Consider the following 21557-nt stretch of genomic DNA (forward strand, 5'->3'; position numbering starts at 1 on the left):
GCACAGTGGTGAGTGCTTGGCAGAAGGAGCAACCATGAGCGACATCCAGGGCGACCGCCCGGAAGACCAGACCCCCGCCGTCCCGCCCGTTCCTGCGGCTGAGCCCGCCTCGCCGTCGGCCTCTCCGCAGCCCGCCGCCGAAGGTGCGGCTCCGCAGGAGGAGGCCGTGCCGCCCGCCGCGGAGCAGCCCGCCGCCCCCGCGCAGCCCGCCCCGCCGGCTCAGCCGGTCGCGCCGGCTCAGCCGGCCGCGTCGGCCGCACCGGCAGCGCCGGCCGCGGCCCCGGCGCAGCCGACGGCATCGACGGCCCCTGTCGCGCCGGCGCAGTTCATGCCGCCCGCGCAGCCCGTCCCGCCCGCCGGATACCCGGCCGGTGCCCACGCCTACGCCCGTCCGCAGGGGTACGCCGGTCAGCCGGCCCCCTACCCGCACGCGTACGCGGGTCAGCCCGCTCCGGGCGCGCCGGGTGCCTCGTTCGGCGCCGCGGCCGCCGACGCGCAGCCGACGCTGCCGATCGGCGGGCAGTCCGGCGCCGTCCCCACCGCGACGGCCACCGCCCCGGCGTCCAAGAAGTCGTCCGGCGCCGGCAAGGTCGTGGGCCTCATCGTGGCCGCCGCGATCGTCGGCGGCGCCGCCGGTCTCGGCGGCTCGTACGCCGGCGTGAACTGGTTCGCCCCCTCCACGTCGTCGACCGCCGAGGCGAGCCCGCAGACGGTGGTCGTCAACGACTCCGGCCGGGTCAACCAGACCACGGCCATCGCCGCGAAGGTCGTGCCGAGCGTCGTGACCATCGAGGCGACGAGCTCGTCGGCCGGCGGCACCGGCTCGGGCGTCGTGCTCACATCGGACGGCTACATCGCGACCAACACCCACGTGGTGACGCTCGACGGCGCCACCGCCGACGCCACGATCCGCGTCACGACGTCGGACGGCAAGGTGTACGACGCCGAGGTGGTCGGCACCGACCCCACCTACGACCTCGCGGTCATCAAGCTGAAGGACGCGTCGGGCCTCACCCCGATCGAGTTCGGGGACTCGGGCAAGCTGAACGTCGGCGACACGACCGTCGCGGTCGGCGCTCCGCTGGGCCTGGCGAACTCCGTCACCGAGGGCATCGTGAGCGCGCTCAACCGCTCGATCTCGATCGCCTCCTCGGCGGCGCCCGACAGCGGCGACCAGGACCAGTCGCAGCCGGATGAGAACGGCCAGCAGGCGCCGTTCCAGTTCGACTTCGGCCAGGGCCAGAACCAGCAGCAGGGCGCGACCGACACCATCTCGATCGCGGTGATCCAGACCGACGCCGCCATCAACCCGGGCAACTCGGGCGGCGCGCTGGTCGACGCCGACGGCAAGCTCATCGGCATCAACGTCGCGATCGCGACCGCCGGCGGATCCTCCACCGATGGATCGGGCTCGATCGGCGTCGGCTTCTCGATCCCGTCCGACATCGTCAAGCGCATCACCGGCGAGATCATCGACAACGGCGAGGCCACCCACGGCCTGCTCGGTGCGAGCGTCCGCGCTGCGGCATCCGTCGAGGGCGCGACCACCACCGGCGCCTACATCGCCGAGGTCACCGACGGCGGAGCGGCCGCTGCCGCCGGCCTGCAGAAGGGCGACGTCGTCACCGAGTTCAACGGCGTGCCGATCACCGACGCGACCGACCTCACGGCGCAGGTGCGCGCCGCCGCGGCCGGCAGCAAGGCCAAGCTCACGTACGTGCGCGACGGCAAGGCGCAGACCGTCGAGGTCACGCTCGGGACGCTGCAGCAGTAATCCGCACACCACTCAGGACGCCATCGTGCGAGCAGGATAGGCTCGCACGATGGCGTCCTTCTCGTTCGGCGCGGGGAATGCCCGAAAGCTCGCGACGATCCCGCTGTATGCCGCAGGCCGCCTTCTGACGCTCGTCGTCCCGCGGTCGCGCGACGAATGGGTGTTCGGCTGCGCCGTCGGCATCGGCGACGGCGCGCTGGCCCTGTGGAAGGCCGCGGAGGGCGACCGTCCTCCGGCGGTCTGGCTGGTGGCCTCCGACCGCGAGGCACGGGATGCCGCGGCCCGAGGCATCCCGACGGTCCGCAAGAACTCCTGGCGGGGACTGTGGCGCACCGCCCGCGCGCGCGTGATCGTGGTCACGCACGGCTTCGGCGACGTCAACCGCTACGCGGTCACCGGAGCATTCGTCGTGCAGCTGTGGCACGGCATCCCCCTCAAGCGCATCGGGCTGGACTCGCCCGAGACGCTGCGCGTGCCGGGCGTCGTCGCCCGCACGCCCGTGGCGCCCGTCGTCCGCGGGCTGCTGCGCACCATGTACCGCGCGGCCGCGCGGCGCATCCGGGTGCTGCCGGCGGCATCCCATCTCGTTCGTGGGCGGCTCGAGTCCGCGTTCGCCCTGCCCGACCGCGCCGTGCCCGTCACCGGCGACCCGCGTGTCGACGTGCTCTCGCAGGGAGCTCCCGACGACCGCAGGGTCATGGCACGCGCAGCGATCGGCCACGCGGTACCGCGACTGGATCCGGCGAGTCGCCTGGTGCTGTACGCGCCGACGTGGCGCGACGGAGACGCCGACCCCGCGGTCCCCACGGACGAGGAGTGGACGACGATCGTCGACGTGCTCACGCGCCACGGCGCCACGCTGCTCGTGCGCTCGCATCCGCTCGGCGCGGGGGAGTACGCGCCCCCGTTCGCCACGGATCGCGTGCAGTCGCTCGGCAGCGACCTCGTCGCCGACGTCACGCCCCTGCTGCCGGGGGTCGACGCTCTGGTCACCGACTACTCCTCGCTCGCCTTCGATGCAGCGCTCGTGCCGCTGCCGACGCTCTTCCTCGCCCCCGACGTCGACGAGTACGCGCGCCGCCGCGGGTTCTACGGCACCTACGACGATGTCGCGGGCGCGGACTGGAGCGAGGACTGGACCGCAGCGGCCGCGCAGCTCGATGCCCTCCTGGGCGACGATGCCGCGCGGGAGCGGCGGATCGCCCGTGCCCGCGAACTCAGCGCGCGTGTCCACGCGCATCGCGACGGCCGCAACGCCGAGAGGGTGTACCTTGCCATTCTGGCCGGGACGGCCCCCGCCCGACCCAGGGAAGGAACCCGATGACCGAGGCGCGCTTCACGACCGACGAGGGCCCTGCTCTGGTGCTCTCGGGCGAGGGGGAACGGCCGTCGTCGGTGGACCTCGTCGGTGCTCGCGCGCGGGTCTCAGGCCGCCTGACCGGCCGTGGCAAGACGTGGCGGGCGGTCCTGCCGCTGCGCGCCGCACGGTGGGGCGGACCCGAACTGCCTCTGCCGTCAGGGGCGTACGAACTGCGGATCGTGGATGCCGGCGGCCGCGGCATCCCGGTGTCCGAGACCGTGCCGCTGACTCAGCTGGGGACGCTGCGGGCCTCGCTCGAAGGGGGCCGCCTCGAGGTCGGGCCGCCGATCGACCCCGCATACGACTCCGGCGAGGGGCAGGACGCGCTGGAGCGCCGCTACGCCACCCGTCCGGCCTCGGGCTTCGAGAACGCGGTGTTCTTCGAGAGCTTCTACGGGCGCAACGCCAGCTGCAACCCGCTGGCGATCGACCGCGAGCTCGCACGGCGGGCTCCGCAGGTGACCCGCTACTGGAGCGTGGTCGACCTGTCGGTCGCGGTGCCGGACGGCGCCATCCCCGTCGTCGAAGGCAGTCCGGAGTGGTGGCGCGCCCGCGGCGCCGCGCGGCTGCTCGTCGTGAACGACTGGCTGCGGCGGCGCTTCGCGCGCCGGCGTGGGCAGATCGTGCTGCAGACATGGCACGGCACGCCGCTCAAGCGCCTCGCGCTGCACCGGCCCGGGTTCGACCCGCGCCGCATGGCTGCCGTCGTCCGCGAGTCGCGACGGTGGAACGTGCTCCTCGCGCAGAACCCGTACGCGGCGCGCATCCTCGGCAAGGCGTACGCGTTCCTCACGCGACCGGTGTGGGTCGAGGGGTACCCGCGCAACGACGTGCTGACGACGGGCGACGGCGCCGCGACGCGTGCGGCGCTCGGCATCCGCCCCGACGAGCGCGTCCTCCTGTACGCGCCGACCTGGCGGGACGACCGTGACCAGATCGTCGACTTCGTCGACCCGGCTGCGCTCGCCGCCGCCACCGACGCGGTCGTGCTCGTGCGCGGGCACTCGCGGACGCTCCTGCCCGGACGCGACGCCGAAGGGCCGCGCGTCGTCGACGTCACCGGCTTCCCCGACACGTCCCTGCTGCTGCTGGCGGCCGACGCGCTCATCACCGACTACTCGTCGGTCATGTTCGACTTCTCGGTGACCGGCAAGCCGATGTACTTCCTCGTCCCCGACATGGAGCACTACCGCGGAGAGCTGCGGGGCTTCTACTTCGACCTCGCCGCGCATGCTCCCGGCGCGCTGGTCCGCTCGCAGGACGAGCTCGTCGCGGCGCTCGCCGCCGACGACGCGGAGCAGCACGCCGCTCGCTACCGCGAGTGGCAGGCGAAGTTCAACGCCCGCGACGACGGGCATGCCGCCGAGAGGGTCGTCGCCCGCATCCTCGACCAGGGCTTCATCCGCGCCTGACGCTCACGGCGCCGCCGCGACGTGCTCAGGGGAGCGGGGTGTTGCGGCTGCCGAGGCGCGATGTGTCGACCGTGTCGCGCGCGCCGCCGATCACCCCGCCCAGGAATCCCCAGCCCCACGACAGGTGCATCGTCGGCAGCACGGCCGCCGACCACAGCTTGTCGCGCCACCCGTGGCCGCCGCCCGCACCGAGCGCGACGGCCAGGATAAGGACGGCGTACGCGATCACCGGCACGTAGACGAGGGATGCCGCCACCGACCACCAGCCGGTCAGCACGCCCGTGAGCTGCAGCACCGCCACGACGAGCGCGAGCAGGATCGTGAGCACCAGCGCGGGCGGTGCGAAGAACCGCAGCGAGTTGCCGCGGCCGAACCGCCGAACGAGCTCGCCGCGCCAGCGCCCCGTCGCCGCGAACTGGCGCACCAGCCGCGTCCAGCTCTCGCGCGGCCAGTACGTGACCGACAGCGACGGGTCGAACCACACGCGGTAGCCGGCACGGCGGATCCGCAGGTTCAGCTCCCAGTCCTCGCCGCGGCGGATGCTCTCGTCGAACAGCCCGACCTCTTCGAGCACGTCCCTGCGCATCACCCCGAGGTAGGCGGACTCGGCCTCGCCCTCCTGGGTCCCGCCGTGGTACGCGCCCCCGCCGAGGCCGATGGGGGAGTTGTAGGCACGTGCGACGGCCCGCTGGAAGGGCGTCCGTCCGTCGGCGTGCATGACGCCCCCGACGTTGGCGGCCCGGACGCGGTCGAGGGTCTGCAGCGCGCTGCGCGCGTACGACCGGTCGAGCTCGGAGTGCGCGTCGACGCGGACGACGGTGGGGTACCGGCCCGCCCGGATCGCCAGGTTGAGCCCGACGGGGATGTCGGCCGCCGGGTTGTCGACCAGCACGATGCGGGTGTCGCCGCGGGCCAGCTCATGGGCCAGCTCGGTCGTGCCGTCGTTCGACGGGCCTAGTGCGAGGATCAGCTCGGTCGGCGCGTCGATGTCCTGTGCCAGCACGGTCTCGACGGCGCGGCGCAGATAGGCGCGCTCGTTGAGCACCGGCATCACGAAGCTGACACCGGCGCCGGGAGGGGGGATCGGAGCGTCCCTGCGTCCGTGTTGCTCGTCCTGCACTGGTCGATCATGTCATGCGTGCCGGTCGATAGGCTGGACGTGTGGGTCTGGTCTCGGATGTGAAGAAGGCGATCGCGCTCGTGCGCAAGGCCGTGCGCAATCGCTCGGCTGTCATCGACGTCCGGCGGAGGCTCGCGTCGGGGCCGCAGCATCCGCCCTTCCACTATCGCGTCGCCGTGTACTTCGCCGACGGCGCGGTCAACATGTACCAGATGCGCCAGTGGTACAAGCCGCTCGCCGGCCTCGCGAAGAAGTGGCCGGTCGTCGTGCTGAGCCGTGCCGCGACCGGAGCCGAAGCGCTCCTCGTCGATGGAGCGCTGCCGGTGGCGTTCGTGCCCACCGTGCGCGACCTGGAGCGGTTCATCGCCCAGCAGGACATCCGGCTCGTGCTGTACGTCAACCAGAACACGCGGAACTTCCAGATGTTCCGGTACGGCCGCCGCTGGCACGTGTTCATCAACCACGGCGAGTCCGACAAGATGTACATGACCACGAATCAGTACAAGGCGTACGACTACGCCATGATCGCGGGGGATGCCGCCCGCGAGCGCCTGCAGCGGGTGCTGTGGGACTACGACATCGACCGCCGCACGATCGAGATCGGGCGTCCGCAGGCGGACCACTACTCGGGCACGCTGCCCTACACGCCCGACGAGCGCACGGTGGTGCTGTACGCGCCGACGTGGGAGGGCGACCGGCCATCGGCGCACTACGGCTCGATCGTGTCGCACGGCGAGGCGCTCGTCTCGGCGCTGCTGGCGACCGGGAAGCACCGCGTCATCTACCGCCCGCACCCGCGCTCCGGTGTCGTGAACCACGAGTACGGGGCCGCGAACAAGCGCATCATCGCCGCCATCGCCGCCGCGAACGCGGCCGATGCGTCCGCCCGTCACGTGTTCGACGACGGGCCCGAGCTCGGCTGGCAGCTGGCGGCTGCCGACGTCGCGATCGTCGACATCTCCGCGATGGTCTACGACCGTCTCGCCGCCGACAAGCCCCTGCTGATCACGCGGCCGGTCGATCCCGCGGCCGCGATCGACACGCACGGCTATCTGTCCGCCTGCGAATGGCTGGACGCCTCCGCCGCTCCCGAGATCGTCGCCGAGACCGATCGTGTGCTGGGCGACCCCGACGCCGTGGCGCGGCTGGAGCAATGGGTGACCCACTACTTCGGCGACACCGCCCCGGGCGCGGCGACCGCGCGCTTCGAGACGGCCGTGCAGCGTCTCATGGACGACTGGGAGCGCTGGTACGCCCGCTCGGTCGCCGAAGAGGACGAAGAGCCCGACGACGAGGCCGACCTCGACGACGAGGCCTGATACCCCTCAGGCGACGGGTGCGGGTCTTTCCACCAACCTCGCGACGGCGCCGAGGGGGATCGCGACCCACGTGGGTCGGTTGCGCGCCTCGTAGATCGCCTCGTAGACGGCCTTGTCGAGTTCGAGGGCGGCGAGCAGTGGATGCCGCGGGTCGAGGTCGGTGCCCGACGTCGCCGCGTACCCGTCGACGAAGGCCGCCCGGGCGGACGCCACCCAATCTCTGACGGCCTCGGGGGAGCGCTCCGGGTCGTCGAGCCGGAGCGATCCGGCCACGTAGTCGAAGGAGCGGAGCATGCCTGCCACATCGCGGAGCGCGAGATCGGGCTGCACGCGTTCCGCCATCGGCCTCAGCGGCTCGCCCTCGAAATCGACAAGGACCCAGCCCCGGCCGGGGGCATGGAGCACCTGACCGAGGTGGAAGTCGCCGTGGATGCGCTGCAGCGCGGGCCACGGCACATGCATGGCCCGTCGGTACACCGTCTCGATCGCTTCGCGCTGCGCGGCCAGGTCGGGGACCTCGGCGATGGCGATCGCGAGGCGGCGCTCCCACCCGGCCGCGGTGGCCTTGCGATCGGCGGCCCCCGCAGGGTGAGTGGGGAAGCAGCCGGCGAGGCCGCGATGCACATCGGCGGTGGCGACGCCGAGCGCGTGCGCGGGTGAGCGGAAGTCCTCTCCCCGCGCGGCCGCGTGAAGAGCCACCCGCCAGGCATCCTCGACTCCCGGCAGGAACTCCTGCGCGAACGCGAGCGAACCGCGCACCGCGCCGTGCGCGGTCGACAGATCGGGCCACGATCCCTCGACCCAGCCGATCGGCGTCGGCACGTGGTCCGAGCCCGCGGCGGCGAGAGCCTCTTGCAGTTCGATGTCGGGGTTCAGGCCCGCGTGCAGCTGGCGATAGACCTTGCAGATGACGGGGATGCCGTCGCCCTCGTAGATCAGCGAGGTGTTGGACTGCTCGCCGCTGACAACGCGCGCCACCCGCAGGCGTCCCGCCGGGTCGGCGGCCGGCGCCGGATGCCCCGTTGCGGTGGTCTGCGGGCCGTCGGCGGTACCGCCGTGCTCCACGAGCGACAGCAGCGCCTGGGCGTAGGCGTCGTCGAAGGGCCCGTCGATGAAGGTGCTTCCGGGCTCGGGACTGCCGATGATGTGCTCGGGGTCCGCGTCGATGGTCTCGGTCGCGCGCTCGACGACGGGGATCTGGTACAGCACCGCGGGGAGGGCGCCCTCATCGGCGACGAGGTAGGTCCGCACCCGAGCGCCGTCGTCGCTCGCGCCGCCGCGGTCCGCCGGAAGGTCCCACCACGACACCAGTCGCAGGCTCGGTGGCCGGCCTTTCGCCGCGTACCACCGCTGCCGCGGCATCCATGCCGCCAGGCAGGCGAGGGTGCTGTCCATACGAGCGAGCGTATGCCTCGCGCCGTGGCCTGTCGAGGAGTGACATGCAAGCGCTTGCAGCGGGTGTCAGTGGTCCTCGCCGGATTCGTGCGACTGTGCGATCTCGACCGCGGGCGTCACCGGGATGACGATCGACTCGACCGCTACGCCGGCGGTGGGATCGCCGAACCCGAGAGCGCCCAGATCCGACGACGGCGCGGACGTGAGGCGCTCGGCCTCGCTCTCGGCGCGGGAGGGCTCGGAGGGGAGCCCGGCCCACTCCACGGGCTCCTCGGGAAGCTTGCTGAACAGACCCATGCGGCTATTGTCGCGCCGTCTGCCGCGTCGCGTCTCACATCGCGAAATTCCACAGGTACTCCACGCCGTTCTCGGGGCGGAACCAGGCGATCGTCACGGTGGTGTCGCCGGGGTCCGCGTCGCACAGGCACAGCTCGGCGGTGTCGCCGGCGGGCATCCGGCCCCAGTGCTCGGTCGCCGACCCAGGTCCGTGGTCGATGAGGACGCGGACGAGGTCGACGGCCGCCGGCCCGGCGTTCGTCACCAGGGGGTGCCGGTCGTACACCCGGTCGACGCGCCAGGGCACGCGGTAGGCGAGGGGCGGTCGGGGTTCGTCGGGATCCAGCGCGCGAAGCATCCCGCCACGGTAGGAGCGGCATCCGACGCGGACGAGGTGTCAGGGCCTGGGCGAGCCGCCGACTGTGGACGGATCGTCGACGCCCGTCGCCGGGGAGGAGGCTCCGCCGGCAGGGGCCTCGAGCGCGGGCCGGCGACGCCGCACGACACCGGCCACCGCGGCCGAGCCGCGGGTCACGCCGCCGACGACGGCCTCACCCGCCCGTCGGATGCCGCGACCGGCGATGCGTTCGAGGCGGTCCGCGCCGGGACGCGGCTCGAGGTCCGACGGAAGCTCGAAGGGCGGCAGGCCGAACGCCTTCCTCGAGCCGGTGAGCACGCGGCGGCCGAGGATGTTGTTGCCGGCGCCGCCGACGGCCGCGCCGATGCCGAACGGCAGCGCCTTGCCGATCCACGATGCCCCGCCTCGGGCGGCGAACTGACGGATGAACGTCGACTTGAGCCGGTCGACCATCGGCCCCACCGCGGCGCGGGGGAGCGTCTTCGTGATGAGCTCGCCCCAGTACGTGGAGCGGTTCGGGCCGCGGCCTGCTGCCTGGCCCGCCAGCTGGGCGACGAGGTCCACGCCCTCTTTGCCGAGCATGAGCGTCAGCACGAGGGCACGTGCGCGGTCGGGATCGGCGACCGGGATGCCGTGCACCTCGGCGACGGACTGCGCGAAGAGCGTCGTCGCCTCGAGGAAGGCCACGGTCTCGACGCCGCTCAGGGCGAGCGTGACACCCGTTCCGATGCCCGGCACGACGGCGGTCGCGCCGACGGCGGCGCCCCCGGTCGTCACGGCGGCGAGGTAGCGCCGTTCGAGGATGCGCACGATCTGGGCGGGCGTGGCCTGCGGATGCCGGAGCCGGATGCTGCGCAGATGCGCGAGGACGGCGGGCCGCTGGATCGCGAGCACCCGGTCGAGCGCCCGGATGGTGAGCGGATGCTCCTCCGAGCCCGCAGGCGGAAGACCGCCCTGCCACGGCGCGCCGTCGGGCAGGGAGTGGATGCGGTGAACCTTCTCGGTCATCGTGGTCAGCCTAAGACGAACCGCTGGACGAATGCCGCGAACGGCATCCGGCCAGCGGTCCGGTGCGTCTGATCAGACGAAGAGGTTGGCGCGCTCGAGGTCCTCGGCGAAGTCGACCTCGACGGCGTACAGGTCCGAGATGTCGAGCGGCTGGAGCAGCACGCCGTCCTCGGCGATCGCGAGCTCGAGGCCGCGCTCGAAATAGTCCTGGTCGTCGACGCGCGTGAGGTGGCGCATGAACGCCTTCTTGTCGGCGCTGGAGATGTAGTTGATGCCCACGGCCTCGCCGATGCCGCCCTTGACGGTCTTCGACAGCTCCTTGATGAAGCCCTCGGGCGTGACGGTGTACTTGACCTCTTCGTCGCTCACCTTGGACGTGTTGACCGTGACGAACGACTGGTCGCGCTCGATGAGCTCGATGGCCCGCCCGAGCACGCGCGGGTCGAAGACGACGTCGCCGTTCATCCAGAGCACCCCGCTGCGGCCGGTCTTCGCCAGCGCGCGCAGCAGGCTCTTGGACGTGTTCGTCTGGTCGTACCGGTCGTTGTAGACGTAGTCGACGTGCGGGAACGCCTCGACGATGGTCTCGGCGCGGTAGCCGACGACGGTCGTGATCCTGGCGTCGCCGCCGAACGCGGCACGGATGTTGTCGTGCTGCTGCTGCATGATGCTGCGGCCGTCGCTGAGCTCGGTGAGAGGCTTGGGAAGGCTGCGTCCGAGACGCGAGCCCATTCCTGCGGCGAGGATGACGGTCTGAAGGGTCAAAATCTGCTCCTGAAGTGCGTGATTCACTGCCGGTTAACCGGCGCGACACCCCTTCGTGCCTGAACCAGGGTATCGAAGGCGACTGAAAAGGTGCAGAATGAGCGCCTCCCGTTGCCGTTTCGTGACATAACGCGAATGTCGAGACTCGATGACGCGTTCTGGCCTGCGATCAGGCCCGCTTGATACGTTGGTGCAGTGACAGCCTCCCTCCCGGTGCCGAACGACATCGATCCGGAAGAGCCGGACCGTCACTCGGACGCGCGCGTCGTGCGGATCTCGGATTCCGTTCCGCAGCCGTCCGACAAGCCTCGCCGGCCCGGTCGGGCCCCGCGTTCGACGGCCAAATCCGCCCCGCGCAAGAAGCGCGCAGTCGCCGCTCCTGTCGACCCCGGTCCGCCTCCTCCGCTGCCCAGCGACCTGGAGATCGCCGCATCCGTCGCCGCGGCCATCGTCGTCCCGCCCAGGCCCCCGCTTCCCGTCGAGCCCACGGCAGCCTCCGAGGCTCCGGAATCGGCGCCGGTCGCCGAACCGGCGCCGGTGGCCGAGCGTGAACCCGTCGCGGAGCCGGTGCCGATCGACGAACCGGCGCCGGTGGCCGAGCCCGAACCCGTCGCGGAGCCGGTGCCCATCGCCGAACCGGCGCCGGTGGCCCAACCGGAACCTGTCGCCGAACCGGCGCCCGCCCCCGTGCCGGTCGAAGAACCCGCACCGCGGCTCGTCGCGGAGTCGCTTCCGGTCGTCGTCCCGCCGCCGCCCGCGCCCCCGGTGGCCGAACCGGCCGGCCCGAGCGAGGTGGCGCCGGCGCCGCCGCCGGGCGCTTCCGATGACGTGACGGCATCCCTCCCCGAACCGATCGTCGAACCGGCGCCGGCCGGCGCGACGGGCGACGCGCTCGTCCTGCGCGGCGTCACCAAGCGCTTCGGGAGCACCCACGCCGTCGACGGGATCGATCTGACGGTGCCGACCGGCACGTTCTACGGACTGGTCGGCCCGAACGGCGCCGGCAAGACCACCACGCTGTCGATGATCGCGGGCCTGCTCGAGCCGGATCGCGGCACGATCCAGGTGGCGGGAGTGGATGCCGCCGCCCACCCGCTCAAGGCGAAGAAGCTGATGGGCGTCCTGCCCGACCGGCTGCGGACGTTCGACCGGCTCACCGGTCGCCAGCTCCTCTACTACTACGGCGTGCTGCGGGGGCTGCCCTCGGCCGTCGTCGAGAGCCGCACCGCGGATCTCGCCCGCGCGTTCGACCTGCAGGAGGCGCTCGGGCGCAGCGTGTCGGACTACTCGGCGGGCATGCTGAAGAAGGTCATGCTCGCGGGCGCCCTCATCCACTCGCCGCGTGTGCTGGTGCTGGACGAGCCGTTCGAGGCGGTCGACCCGGTCTCGAGCGCGATCATCCTCGACATCCTCTCCGCGTACGTCGCGCACGGCGGCACGGTGATCCTCTCCAGCCACGGCATGGAGCTCGTCGAGCGCGTCTGCACGCGCGTCGCGGTCATCGTGGCCGGCCAGGTCCTCGCCGAGGGGACCGTCGACGAGGTGCGCGGCGAGCTCACCCTCGAGCAGAGGTTCGTGGAGCTCGCCGGCGGCCTCAGCGACGTGGAGGGCCTCGAGTGGCTGCACACGTTCTCCGGCTGAGGCTGGCGCTGCTCCTCGGTGCGCTGCGCGGTGACGCGGGGCACGTCGTGCGGGTCGTTCTCGGGCTGATCGCGCTCGTCATCGCGACGGTCGCCGCGTGCTGGGCGCTGCTGACGATGAGGGATGCCTCGACCGACGCGGTGCGGACGGTCACGGTGCTGGGCGGCTCGGCGGTCGCGCTGGGGTTCGCGCTCGCACCGCTCATCGGGGCGATCGACGACCCGCTGGACCCTCGGCGGTTCGCCCTCTTCGGGCTGTCGCGCGGACGGCTCGCAGCCGTGCTGGCGCTCGTGGGACTGATCAGCGTGCCGATCCTGGCGCTGCTCGCCGTGGCGGTGTGCTCGGCGATCGTCTGGGCCGACCGCGGCGTGCCGGTCGCCGTGGGCGTCGTCAGCGTCGTCCTCGGCGTGCTCACGTGCTCGCTGCTGGCGCGCGTGTGCGGTGCGCTGGCGTCGCTCTTCCTGCGCGAGCGCCGCTCCCGCGAGCTGTCGGGCCTGTTCATCCTCGTGGTGCTCGTCGTGGTGGTGCCCGTCGGAGTGTTCCTCGCATCGCTGGAGTGGGACGGCGCGGTTCCGCCGCAGCTGCTCCGAGCCGTCGACGCGCTGGCGCTGACCCCCTTCGGGGCCGCGTGGGCGCTCCCAGGCGCGGTGGCGGCGGGGCGGTCCGCGGGCCTCGTGTCGCTCGTGGCCGTCGCGACGATCGCCGTACTGGGGCTGCTCTGGGTGTGGGCCGTGCGCCGCCTGCTCACGACCACGGAGCGCCCTGGGACGGGGCGCGAGCGTGCGGGTCTCGGCTGGTTCGGCGTCGCCCCGGGCACGCCGGGCGGAGCGATCGCGGCCCGGAGCCTCGTGTACTGGTTCGGCGACCGACGCTACGTCGTGAACGCGCTCGTGATCCCGGTCGCCGCGGCCATCACGACGGTGCCGCTGCTGATCGCGGGCGTGCCGCCCGAGATCGTCGCCCTCGTGCCGGTGCCCTTCGCCGCGCTGTTCCTCGGCTGGCTGCCGCATGACGACGTCGCCTACGACTCGACGGCGATCTGGATGCACATCTCCAGCGGCGTGCGCGGCGTATCGGACCGGGTCGGTCGGCTGGTGCCGGTGCTGCTCGTGGGCGTTCCGCTTCTCGCCGTCGCTGTGCCGGTGGCGACCTCGCTCCACGGGCGCTGGGCGATCCTTCCCGCGCTCACCGGCGTGTGCGCGGTCCTGTTCCTGTCGGGGCTCGGACTGTCGAGCATCTCATCGGTGGTCGCGCCGTACGCCGTGTCGCGGCCGGGCGAGAGCCCCTTCCAGCAGCCGCAGCGCACGGGCGCCGGGGGAGCGATCGCACAGGGCGTCGTCATGGTCGGCGTGCTGGTGCTCTCCGCTCCCGTCGTGTGGTGCGGGTGGCTGGCGCTGGGTGGCGACGCGGAAGCCGCGACGACAGCTCTGTGGGGCGGACTTGCGATCGGACTCGGCGTCCTCCTGGTGGGCATCGTGATCGGCTCCGTCGTCTTCGAGCGGCGCGGCGGACGCCTGATGGAGTTCGCGGAGTCCACCTGAGCCGGCCCGAGCCGCCCCGGCGGCGCCTGCCGCGACTACACTGGCAGACCATGAGCACGCCCCTTGACAGCCCCGACCAGGGCGGTATCGCGACCCTCGATCGCGAGCTCGAAGAGCTCCTCAAAGAAGAGCAGATCGAGCCGGGCGATCATGAGCGCTTCTCGCACTACGTCAAGAAGGACAAGATCCTCGAGTCCGCGATCACCGGCAAGCCGGTGCGCGCGCTGTGCGGCAAGAAGTGGACGCCGGGCCGCGACCCCGAGAAGTTCCCCGTCTGCCCGACCTGCAAAGAGATCTACGAGTCGCTGCAGGGCTGAGCGTCACCCCGCGTCGACGTAGACCGTCGGGATCGCGGGATCCGCGCGGCTGAGGCCGAGCGCGCGCACCGGCAGCTCCTCGCGCACGCGCAGGTGGTGCGCCCGCGCCGCCTCGACGCCGACCGGACCCTCGTGGGCGGCATCCGTCTCACCGTCGACGACCAGCGGAACCTGGAGCGGACGGGCATCCGGATGCGACGAGGCCGTCCCGAGGGCTTCGAAGCCGTCCGAGACGACGATCAGCTCGCTCGTGGCCGTGCCGGCGTCGAGTGTGCGGAAGGCGGCCTTGCGCCCGCCCTTCGAGGCCTTGTCGGTGGACGCCTTCGCGACGCCTACCCAGCCGCCCGCGGCGTCCTGGCGGGCGACGAGCTTGTAGACCATGCCCGCGGTCGGGGTCCCCGATCCCGTGACGACCGAGGTGCCCACGCCGTAGGCGTCGACGGGGGATGCCGCCAGCGCGGCGATCGCGTACTCGTCGAGGTCGCTGGTCACCGTGATGCGGGTGGCGGTCGCGCCGAGCTCGTCGAGCTGCGCGCGTACCTGCGCCGCGACGGTGGGCAGATCGCCGGAGTCGATCCGGACGCCGCCGAGTTCGGTGCCGGCGACGCGGATCGCGGTCTCGACCCCCGTGCGGATGTCGTACGTGTCGACGAGCAGGGTGGTCCCGACGCCGAGGGCGGCGATCTGGGCGCGGAAGGCGTCCTCCTCGGTGTCGTGCAGCAGCGTCCACGAATGCGCGGCCGTGCCCATCGTCGGGATGCCCCACGTGCGCCCTGCTTCGAGGTTCGAGGTGGCGCCGAACCCGGCGATATAGGCGGCGCGGGCGGCTGCCACGGCGGAGGACTCCCCGGCGCGGCGTGATCCCATCTCGGCGAGCGGGCGGTCTCCGGCGGCGACGCTCATCCGTGCGGCCGCGGTCGCGACGGCGGAGTCGTGGTTGAGGACGCTGAGCGCCAGGGTCTCGAGGACGACCGCCTCGGCGAACGTGCCTTCGACCGTCAGGAGCGGCGACCCGGGGTAGTACAGCTCGCCCTCGCGGTACCCCATGATCGAGCCGGTGAACCGGTAGCCCTCGAGGAACGTGAGGGTGGCGGCATCCACCACCCGCTCATCGCGCAGGAACCGCAGCTCGTCGTCGCCGAAGCGGAAGTCGCGCAGCAGCGACAGCAGCCGGCCCGTGCCGGCGAGCACCCCGAAGCGGCGTCCGCCCGACAGTCGCCGGCCGAACAGCTCGAACACGCAGCGGCGGTGGGCGGTGCCGTCCCGCAGTGCCGCGTCCAGCATGGTGAGCTCGTAGCGGTCCGTCAGCAGAGCGGTGGATTCACCCATGCGGGTCAGCCTAGTGAGCGCCTGGCGTAGGCTGGGGCATCGTGAACGACGCGCCGATCGGAATCTTCGACTCCGGTGTCGGCGGGCTCACCGTCGCTCGAGCAGTGTCGGCCCTGCTGCCCCGGGAGTCGATCCTCTACATCGGCGACACGGCGCGCTCGCCGTACGGGCCGAAGCCGATCGCCGATGTGCGCCGCTATTCGCTCGAGATCCTCGACGACCTGGTCGAGCAGGGCGTGAAGATGCTCGTGATCGCGTGCAATACCGCCTCGGCGGCGATGCTGCGCGACGCCAGGGAACGCTACGACGTGCCCGTCGTCGAGGTGATCAAACCGGCGGTGCGCACGGCCATGTCGACCACCCGCAACGGGCGCGTGGGCGTCATCGGCACGGCGGGCACCATCGGATCCGGCGCGTACCAGGACATGCTCGGCGTCAACGAGCGTCTCACCGTGTTCGCACAGGCGTGCCCCCGGTTCGTCGAGTTCGTCGAGGCCGGCGTCACCGACTCGCCCGAGGTGCTCGCGGTGGCCGAGGAATACCTCGCGCCGCTGCGCCACGCCGGCGTCGACACGCTCGTCCTGGGCTGCACCCACTACCCGTTCCTCGAAGGCGCCATCAGCTACGTGATGGGCCCGGACGTGTCGCTCGTGTCGAGCGACACCGAGACCGCGAAGGACGTCTACCGTCAGCTGGTCTCCCGCGACCTGCTCGCGGGGCCGGATGCCGCACCCCGTCACGTCTACGAGGCCACAGGGGCCTCGGCCGACGAGTTCCTGCGTCTCGCCCACCGCCTGATGGGCCGCGAGGTGACGAACGTGCGCCTCGTGCAGACGGGCGCCATCGACCTGCCCCGCCTCGACGACCCTGCCCGCCTCGGCTGAGGCATCCATTCCTCCGGAGGAGAACCGCATGACCGACATCACCCGTGCCGACGGCCGCCGCGTCGACGAGCTGCGCACCGTCACGATCGAACGCGGCTGGAGCGCCAACGCCGAGGGGTCGGCGCTCGTGTCGTTCGGCGGCACGAAGGTGCTGTGCACGGCGTCGTTCACCAACGGCGTTCCGCGGTGGCTGACCGGCAAGGGCAAGGGCTGGGTGACGGCGGAGTACGCCATGCTGCCGCGCGCGACGAACAGCCGCAACGACCGCGAGAGCGTCAAGGGCAGGATCGGCGGTCGCACGCACGAGATCTCGCGCCTCATCGGCCGGGCCCTGCGCGCCGTGGTCGACACCAAGGCGCTCGGCGAGAACACGATCGTGATCGACTGCGACGTGCTGCAGGCCGACGGCGGCACCCGCACCGCAGCGATCACGGGCGCCTACGTCGCGCTCGCCGACGCGATCGAGTGGGGCCGCGGCAAGAAGTTCATCGGCCAGAAGGCGCAGGTGCTCGTCGACTCCGTGTCGGCCGTCTCGGTCGGCATCATCGACGGCGAGCCGATGCTCGACCTCGCGTACGTGGAGGACGTCCGCGCCGAGACCGACATGAACGTCGTGGTCACCGGACGCGGCCTGTTCGTCGAGGTGCAGGGCACCGCCGAGGGGGCGCCGTTCGACAAGCGGGAGCTCGACGCGCTGCTGCAGCTCGGCGTCGACGGCTGCGCGTCGCTGCGCGACATCCAGGCCGGCGTCTTCGCTCCCGCGGGGGAGTGAAGGATGCCGCGCCGCATCGTCCTGGCCACCCACAACCCGCACAAGGTCGAGGAGTTCCAGGCGATCGTCGCCGCGACGCGGCCCGACATCGAGGTCGTCGGGTATGACGGCCCGGAGCCCGTCGAGGACGGCGTGACCTTCGCCGAGAACGCGCTGATCAAGGCGCGCGCCGCGGCCGCCCACACCGGGCTGCCGGCGCTGGCCGACGACTCCGGCGTGTGCGTCGACGTGCTGGGCGGAGCGCCGGGCGTCTTCTCGGCGTACTGGGCCGGCCACGCGAAGGACGCGTCGGCCAACCTGAACCTGCTGCTGGACCAGATCTCCGACATCGCCGACCCGCACCGCGGCGCGCAGTTCGTCTCGACGATCGCGCTGGTCGTGCCATCGGCGGACGGCGGCGAGCCGGCCGAGCACGTGGTCGAAGGCGTGTGGCCGGGGCGGATCGCCACGGCGCCGTCGGGAGCGGGCGGATTCGGGTACGACCCGGTGTTCGTGCCCGACGGGCAGGAGCCCGGCGCCGAGCGCAGCGTCGGTGAGTGGACGGCCGAGGAGAAGAACGCGGCATCCCATCGCTCGCGGGCGTTCGTCGCGCTCGCACCGCTGCTGTCGTCGCTGTGAGCGGTGCCCGACTGCGACTGAGAATCACACTCATTCCCGACTAGCCGAAACAGCCCGGCGCGCCTGCGGGCCGGGCTTAGCCTGGGCACATGCACGATCACGCGCCCACCGGGATCCGCGGCTCCGGCAACCGCCGGCTGCTCGCGATCTCGCTCGCGATCACGTCCACCGTCATGGTGGTCCAAGTGGTCGGCGCGATCCTGTCGGGGTCGCTCGCGCTGCTCGCGGACGCCGCCCACATGTTCACCGACGCGGCGGCCCTCGTCGTCGCGCTCATCGCGAGCACCGTCGCCGCGCGCCCCGCCAACGACCGACGCACGTTCGGCTATCAGCGCGCAGAGGTCTTCGGGGCGCTCGTCAACGGCATTATCCTCATCCTGCTATCGGCCTGGGTGGCGTATGAGGGCATCATGCGCCTGCTGCACCCCGCCGACGCCGAGGTGCAGGGCGGCCTCATGCTCGTCGTCGCCATCGTCGGCCTCGTCGCGAACGGCGTCGCGATGTGGCTGCTGAGCTCGGCGCAGCGGCACAGCATCAACGTCCGCGGCGCGTACATCGAGGTGATGGGCGACCTCATCGGCTCGGCGGCCGTCATCGTCGCGGCGATCGTCGTCGTGACCACCGGCTGGGACCAGGCCGATGCCATCGCGTCCCTGTTCATCGCCGCCATGATCGTGCCGCGCGCGTTCAGCCTGCTGCGCGAGGTGGTGTCGGTCTTCGCGGAGTCCGCGCCACAGGGCACGCGTGTGCAGGACATCCGTGCCCACATCCTGGGCGCGCCCGGTGTCGTCGACGTCCACGATGTGCACGTGTGGCAGCTGACCCGTGGCGCCCCGGTGTTCACCGCCCACGTCGTCGTGGAGGAGGCTGCGCTCGCGGACGGCCGGGCCGCCGGCATCCTGAGCGGACTGCAGAGCTGCCTGTCGGAGCACTTCGACGTCGAGCATTCGACGTTCCAGCTGGAACCCGCGGGCCACGTCGAGCACGACGCTCACGCCTAGCCCGCCTAGCCTTCGCAGCGCACGTCCTCGGGCGATTTGTCGGGGCGCAGTCCTCGCCACCGAGGATGGCGGAGGATGCCCCCGGGGGTGAACTCGCCGTACTCGACCTCGCCGACGAGCTCGGGCCGCACCCACAGCGCATCGCGCGCGTCGGCGGGGGGAACCCCGACCAGCGGATTCTCATCGGTGCGCAGCGGCGTGAGTGTGCGCATGAGCGTGGCGAGCATCGAGTCGCTGAAGCCGGTGCCGACGCGACCGGCGTACTGCAGGCCGTTCTCGCCGGGGATCCCGAGCAGCAGCGAACCGAAGGTCCCGGACCGTGCGCCCTTGCCGGGGCGGATGCCGGCGATCACCACCTCCTGCGTGCTCGTGTGCTTGACCTTCAGCCATGCCTCCGACCGCCGCCCGCGCAGGTACGGCGACGCGGGGTCCTTCACGACGATCCCTTCCAGCCGCAGCCGCGCGCTCGTCTCCAGGGCGACGTCGACGTCGTCGAACACCGGAGGCACGGCGATCGGATCGATGGATGCCGCCGCCACCGCCTCGAGCACGTCACGCCGCTCGCGGAGGGGCAGGTCGGCCAGGTCGTCGCCGTCGTGCGCGAGCACGTCGAACAGGTAGTAGCGCACAGGAGTCCGGCGGGCCTCGCGCGCGATGTCGCCCGCCCGCTCAAGGTTCATGCGGGTCTGCAGCAGCGGAAAGCTCGGGCGTCCGTCGGGCTCGAGCGCCACGAGCTCGCCGTCCACGACACATGGCTGCGCACCCAGTCCCGCATCGACGCCGGTGAGCTCCGGGTAGCGGTGGGTGATGTCGTTGCCGCTGCGCGCGTACAGCCGGAGCCGCTCGCCGTCCCAGGATCCGACCGCCCGGATGCCGTCCCACTTCATCTCGACCCAGGCAGGGTCGCCCCAGCGGTGCGCCGCGATGCGCGCCAGCTCCGGCGTCGCCGACGTCGCGAGCATCGGTGACAGGTCGGCGCCGGATCTTCCCGCATCCGCCGCGCCACGTGGTCCGGGTGCGCGTGCGCTGCGGGGCTCGTCGGCCTGGGCGCTGGGCTCGACGACGACGCCGTCGGGCTGCAGGCGGCCGTCGACGTCGGTCTTCATCCGGTGCAGCAGCCAGCTGGACTTCTCGCCCTCGCCTTCCGTGCGGATCAGGGCGAGGCGCACGCGTCCCAGGGGTCCGCCCGGGCGACCCTCCAGGGTGGCGATGATCTCGTCGTCCCGCCACTTCTCCAGGTCGTACCGGCCCTCGTCCCAGATCGTGACGGTGCCCCCGCCGTACTCTCCGGCAGGGATCGTCCCCTCGAACGTCGCGTACTCCATCGGGTGGTCCTCGGTCATCACCGCGAGGTTGTTGCGACGATGCGAGTGCGGTACCCCGCGGGGTACCGCCCAGCTCACCAGCACGCCGTCGTGCTCCAGTCGGAAGTCCCAGTGCAGCCGCGTCGCATGGTGCTCCTGGATGACGAAGCGGGGCTTCTCATCGCTGGGTGTCGCGCCGAGCGGGTTGGCGGGCACCGGTTCCGGAGTGCGTGCGGCGCTGCGCTTGGAGATGTAGGCCGAGAGCGGTCCCGACTCGGCCTCGCGCCCTCCCGCGTGGAAGCCCAGCGGCGCCATGGGGTCGCCGATGTCGTCGACACGCGCGAGCACTTCGGCGAAGTCGAGGTGCCGCAGCCCCGGGTCGTCCAGCTCCTCCCAGGTGCGCGGGGCGGCCACCGTCGGATGCGGTCGCCCGCGCAGCGAGTAGGGGGCGATGGTCGTCTTGGACCCGTTGTTCTGGCTCCAGTCGATGAGCACCTTCCCGTGCCGCTCGGTCTTCTTCATGCTGCTGACCACGAGGTCCGGGTGATCGGCCTCGATCGCCCGCGCGAGCTCGTTCGCGAGCGCGGACGCCTGCTCGGTGGACTGACCGGGCGGCAGCGCGGTGTACAGGTGGATGCCCTTGCTGCCGCTCGTGACCGGAAACGGCTCCAGCCCCATGCCCAGCAGGATCGTCCGCGCCCAGCCGGCGACCACGGCGCACTCGGCGAGCCCGACTCCTGGGCCGGGGTCGAGGTCCAGCACGAGACGGTCGGCCGGTCCGCGGCCGCCGTCGGCCGCGAAGCGCCATTGCGGCACGTGCAGCTCGAGGCTCGCGACCTGCGCCAGATACACCAGCGTGGGCACGTCGGAGACGAGCGGGTACTCCTTGGTGCCGGTCGAGTGAGGGATCGGCATCCGCCGCACCCAGGAGGGTGCGCCCCGTTCGAGATCCTTCGCGAAGAAGACCATGCCGGGGTCGTCTTCGGTTCCCACGCCGTCCGGCCAGCGCTTGCGCGTGACGGGGCGTCCGACGACGTGGGGGATCAGCACGGGCGCGATGCGCGTGTAATAGTCGATGACTTCGCCCTTGGTGGTGCCCGTCTCGGGATAGAGCACCTTGTCGAGGTTCGTGATGCGAAGCCGGCGACCGCCGATGCTCACGTACTGCTCGGCGGACTTTCCGCGGGGCTGGGCCATGCGCCCATCCTGCCGTGAGTTGTCAACACCCGGGTGCGGGCTAGCCGCGACGGGCGTGACCGGTGTGTACTGGTGCGATGAGAGCGATCTGGAAGGGCGCGCTGACCTTCGGCCTGGTCAACGTCCCGGTCAAGGTGTATTCGGCGACCGAGGACCACGACGTGTC

The 21557-nt window shown here is 72.0% G+C and carries 19 protein-coding genes and 1 pseudogene; 12 read left to right on the forward strand and 8 right to left on the reverse strand.

The features are described from left to right. Nucleotides 1–34: 34 nt before the first annotated feature. Genes ACTHNQ_RS02130 through ACTHNQ_RS02140 form a run of 3 tightly spaced genes read left to right on the forward strand, consistent with a single transcriptional unit; the run spans nt 35 to nt 4546 of the window. Complete coding sequence (locus ACTHNQ_RS02130) at nt 35–1774, forward strand: trypsin-like peptidase domain-containing protein (protein ID WP_440330788.1); 1740 nt, start codon at nt 35–37, stop codon at nt 1772–1774. Nucleotides 1775–1823: 49 nt separating this feature from the next. After that, nucleotides 1824–3098 (forward strand): CDP-glycerol glycerophosphotransferase family protein, encoded by a 1275-nt coding sequence (locus tag ACTHNQ_RS02135; RefSeq protein ID WP_440330789.1) that lies wholly within the window; start codon nt 1824–1826, stop codon nt 3096–3098. Further along, nucleotides 3095–4546 (forward strand): CDP-glycerol glycerophosphotransferase family protein, encoded by a 1452-nt coding sequence (locus tag ACTHNQ_RS02140; RefSeq protein WP_440330790.1) that lies wholly within the window; start codon nt 3095–3097, stop codon nt 4544–4546. The genes ACTHNQ_RS02135 and ACTHNQ_RS02140 overlap by 4 nt, the downstream gene beginning before the upstream one ends. A gap of 25 nt (nt 4547–4571) precedes the next feature. Here the strand turns inward: ACTHNQ_RS02140 and ACTHNQ_RS02145 are convergent, their stop codons facing one another. Then, nucleotides 4572–5597 carry a glycosyltransferase gene (locus tag ACTHNQ_RS02145; protein WP_440330791.1) on the reverse strand — a complete coding sequence of 342 codons (1026 nt, stop codon included), beginning with the start codon at nt 5595–5597 and terminating at the stop codon, nt 4572–4574. A gap of 110 nt (nt 5598–5707) precedes the next feature. Between ACTHNQ_RS02145 and ACTHNQ_RS02150 the strand changes: the two genes are divergently transcribed. Then, entirely contained in the window at nt 5708–6985 is a 1278-nt protein-coding gene (locus ACTHNQ_RS02150) for a CDP-glycerol glycerophosphotransferase family protein (protein WP_440330792.1), read from the forward strand. A gap of 6 nt (nt 6986–6991) precedes the next feature. Here ACTHNQ_RS02150 and ACTHNQ_RS02155 read toward each other — a convergent pair whose 3' ends face one another. The 5 genes from ACTHNQ_RS02155 to ACTHNQ_RS02175 form a co-directional block, all read right to left on the reverse strand. Then, a complete protein-coding gene (locus ACTHNQ_RS02155; RefSeq protein WP_440330793.1) occupies nt 6992–8380 on the reverse strand; it encodes a maltokinase N-terminal cap-like domain-containing protein in 1389 nt (462 codons plus the stop codon). A gap of 66 nt (nt 8381–8446) precedes the next feature. Beyond that, complete coding sequence (locus ACTHNQ_RS02160; RefSeq protein WP_440330794.1) at nt 8447–8677, reverse strand: hypothetical protein; 231 nt, start codon at nt 8675–8677, stop codon at nt 8447–8449. A 34-nt stretch (nt 8678–8711) separates the two neighbouring features. After that, nucleotides 8712–9014 carry a hypothetical protein gene (locus tag ACTHNQ_RS02165; RefSeq protein ID WP_440330795.1) on the reverse strand — a complete coding sequence of 101 codons (303 nt, stop codon included), beginning with the start codon at nt 9012–9014 and terminating at the stop codon, nt 8712–8714. Nucleotides 9015–9053: 39 nt separating this feature from the next. Continuing rightward, the gene (locus ACTHNQ_RS02170; RefSeq protein WP_440330796.1) at nt 9054–10022 is read right to left on the reverse strand and encodes a hypothetical protein; all 969 of its coding nucleotides are present in this window, start codon (nt 10020–10022) and stop codon (nt 9054–9056) included. A gap of 72 nt (nt 10023–10094) precedes the next feature. Then, nucleotides 10095–10787: an NTP transferase domain-containing protein gene (locus ACTHNQ_RS02175; protein WP_440330797.1), complete on the reverse strand. Its 693-nt coding sequence runs from the start codon at nt 10785–10787 to the stop codon at nt 10095–10097. A gap of 195 nt (nt 10788–10982) precedes the next feature. Here ACTHNQ_RS02175 and ACTHNQ_RS02180 point away from each other — a divergent pair, with 195 nt between their 5' ends. Genes ACTHNQ_RS02180 through ACTHNQ_RS02190 form a run of 3 tightly spaced genes read left to right on the forward strand, consistent with a single transcriptional unit; the run spans nt 10983 to nt 14286 of the window. Continuing rightward, entirely contained in the window at nt 10983–12428 is a 1446-nt protein-coding gene (locus tag ACTHNQ_RS02180) for an ATP-binding cassette domain-containing protein (RefSeq protein ID WP_440330798.1), read from the forward strand. Further along, entirely contained in the window at nt 12404–13969 is a 1566-nt protein-coding gene (locus ACTHNQ_RS02185) for a hypothetical protein (protein ID WP_440330799.1), read from the forward strand. The genes ACTHNQ_RS02180 and ACTHNQ_RS02185 overlap by 25 nt, the downstream gene beginning before the upstream one ends. Nucleotides 13970–14019: 50 nt before the next feature. Then, nucleotides 14020–14286 (forward strand): DUF3039 domain-containing protein, encoded by a 267-nt coding sequence (locus ACTHNQ_RS02190; RefSeq protein ID WP_018171233.1) that lies wholly within the window; start codon nt 14020–14022, stop codon nt 14284–14286. A gap of 3 nt (nt 14287–14289) precedes the next feature. Here the strand turns inward: ACTHNQ_RS02190 and ACTHNQ_RS02195 are convergent, their stop codons facing one another. Beyond that, nucleotides 14290–15615: a nicotinate phosphoribosyltransferase gene (locus ACTHNQ_RS02195; protein ID WP_440330800.1), complete on the reverse strand. Its 1326-nt coding sequence runs from the start codon at nt 15613–15615 to the stop codon at nt 14290–14292. A 41-nt stretch (nt 15616–15656) separates the two neighbouring features. On the opposite strand from ACTHNQ_RS02195, the gene murI reads away from it, so the two are divergent. The 4 genes from murI to ACTHNQ_RS02215 all read left to right on the forward strand — a co-directional run bounded on the left by murI (nt 15657) and on the right by ACTHNQ_RS02215 (nt 18890). After that, nucleotides 15657–16499, forward strand: coding sequence for a glutamate racemase (gene murI, locus ACTHNQ_RS02200; RefSeq protein WP_018171231.1), 843 nt, complete (start codon nt 15657–15659; stop codon nt 16497–16499). 28 nt (nt 16500–16527) lie between these two features. After that, nucleotides 16528–17271, forward strand: a complete 744-nt coding sequence (gene rph / locus ACTHNQ_RS02205) for a ribonuclease PH (RefSeq protein ID WP_440330801.1) — start codon at nt 16528–16530, stop codon at nt 17269–17271. Between the two features lie 3 nt (nt 17272–17274). After that, nucleotides 17275–17889: an RdgB/HAM1 family non-canonical purine NTP pyrophosphatase gene (gene rdgB / locus ACTHNQ_RS02210; protein ID WP_440330802.1), complete on the forward strand. Its 615-nt coding sequence runs from the start codon at nt 17275–17277 to the stop codon at nt 17887–17889. A gap of 89 nt (nt 17890–17978) precedes the next feature. Then, nucleotides 17979–18890 (forward strand): cation diffusion facilitator family transporter, encoded by a 912-nt coding sequence (locus ACTHNQ_RS02215; RefSeq protein ID WP_440330803.1) that lies wholly within the window; start codon nt 17979–17981, stop codon nt 18888–18890. A gap of 5 nt (nt 18891–18895) precedes the next feature. Here ACTHNQ_RS02215 and ACTHNQ_RS02220 read toward each other — a convergent pair whose 3' ends face one another. Continuing rightward, a complete protein-coding gene (locus ACTHNQ_RS02220) occupies nt 18896–21391 on the reverse strand; it encodes an ATP-dependent DNA ligase (protein WP_440330804.1) in 2496 nt (831 codons plus the stop codon). A 77-nt stretch (nt 21392–21468) separates the two neighbouring features. On the opposite strand from ACTHNQ_RS02220, the pseudogene ACTHNQ_RS02225 reads away from it, so the two are divergent. Continuing rightward, nucleotides 21469–21557, forward strand: a pseudogene (locus ACTHNQ_RS02225) (Ku protein); the annotation flags it as partial.

Source organism: Microbacterium sp. (assembly GCF_051953575.1).
Lineage (GTDB): Bacteria > Actinomycetota > Actinomycetes > Actinomycetales > Microbacteriaceae > Microbacterium.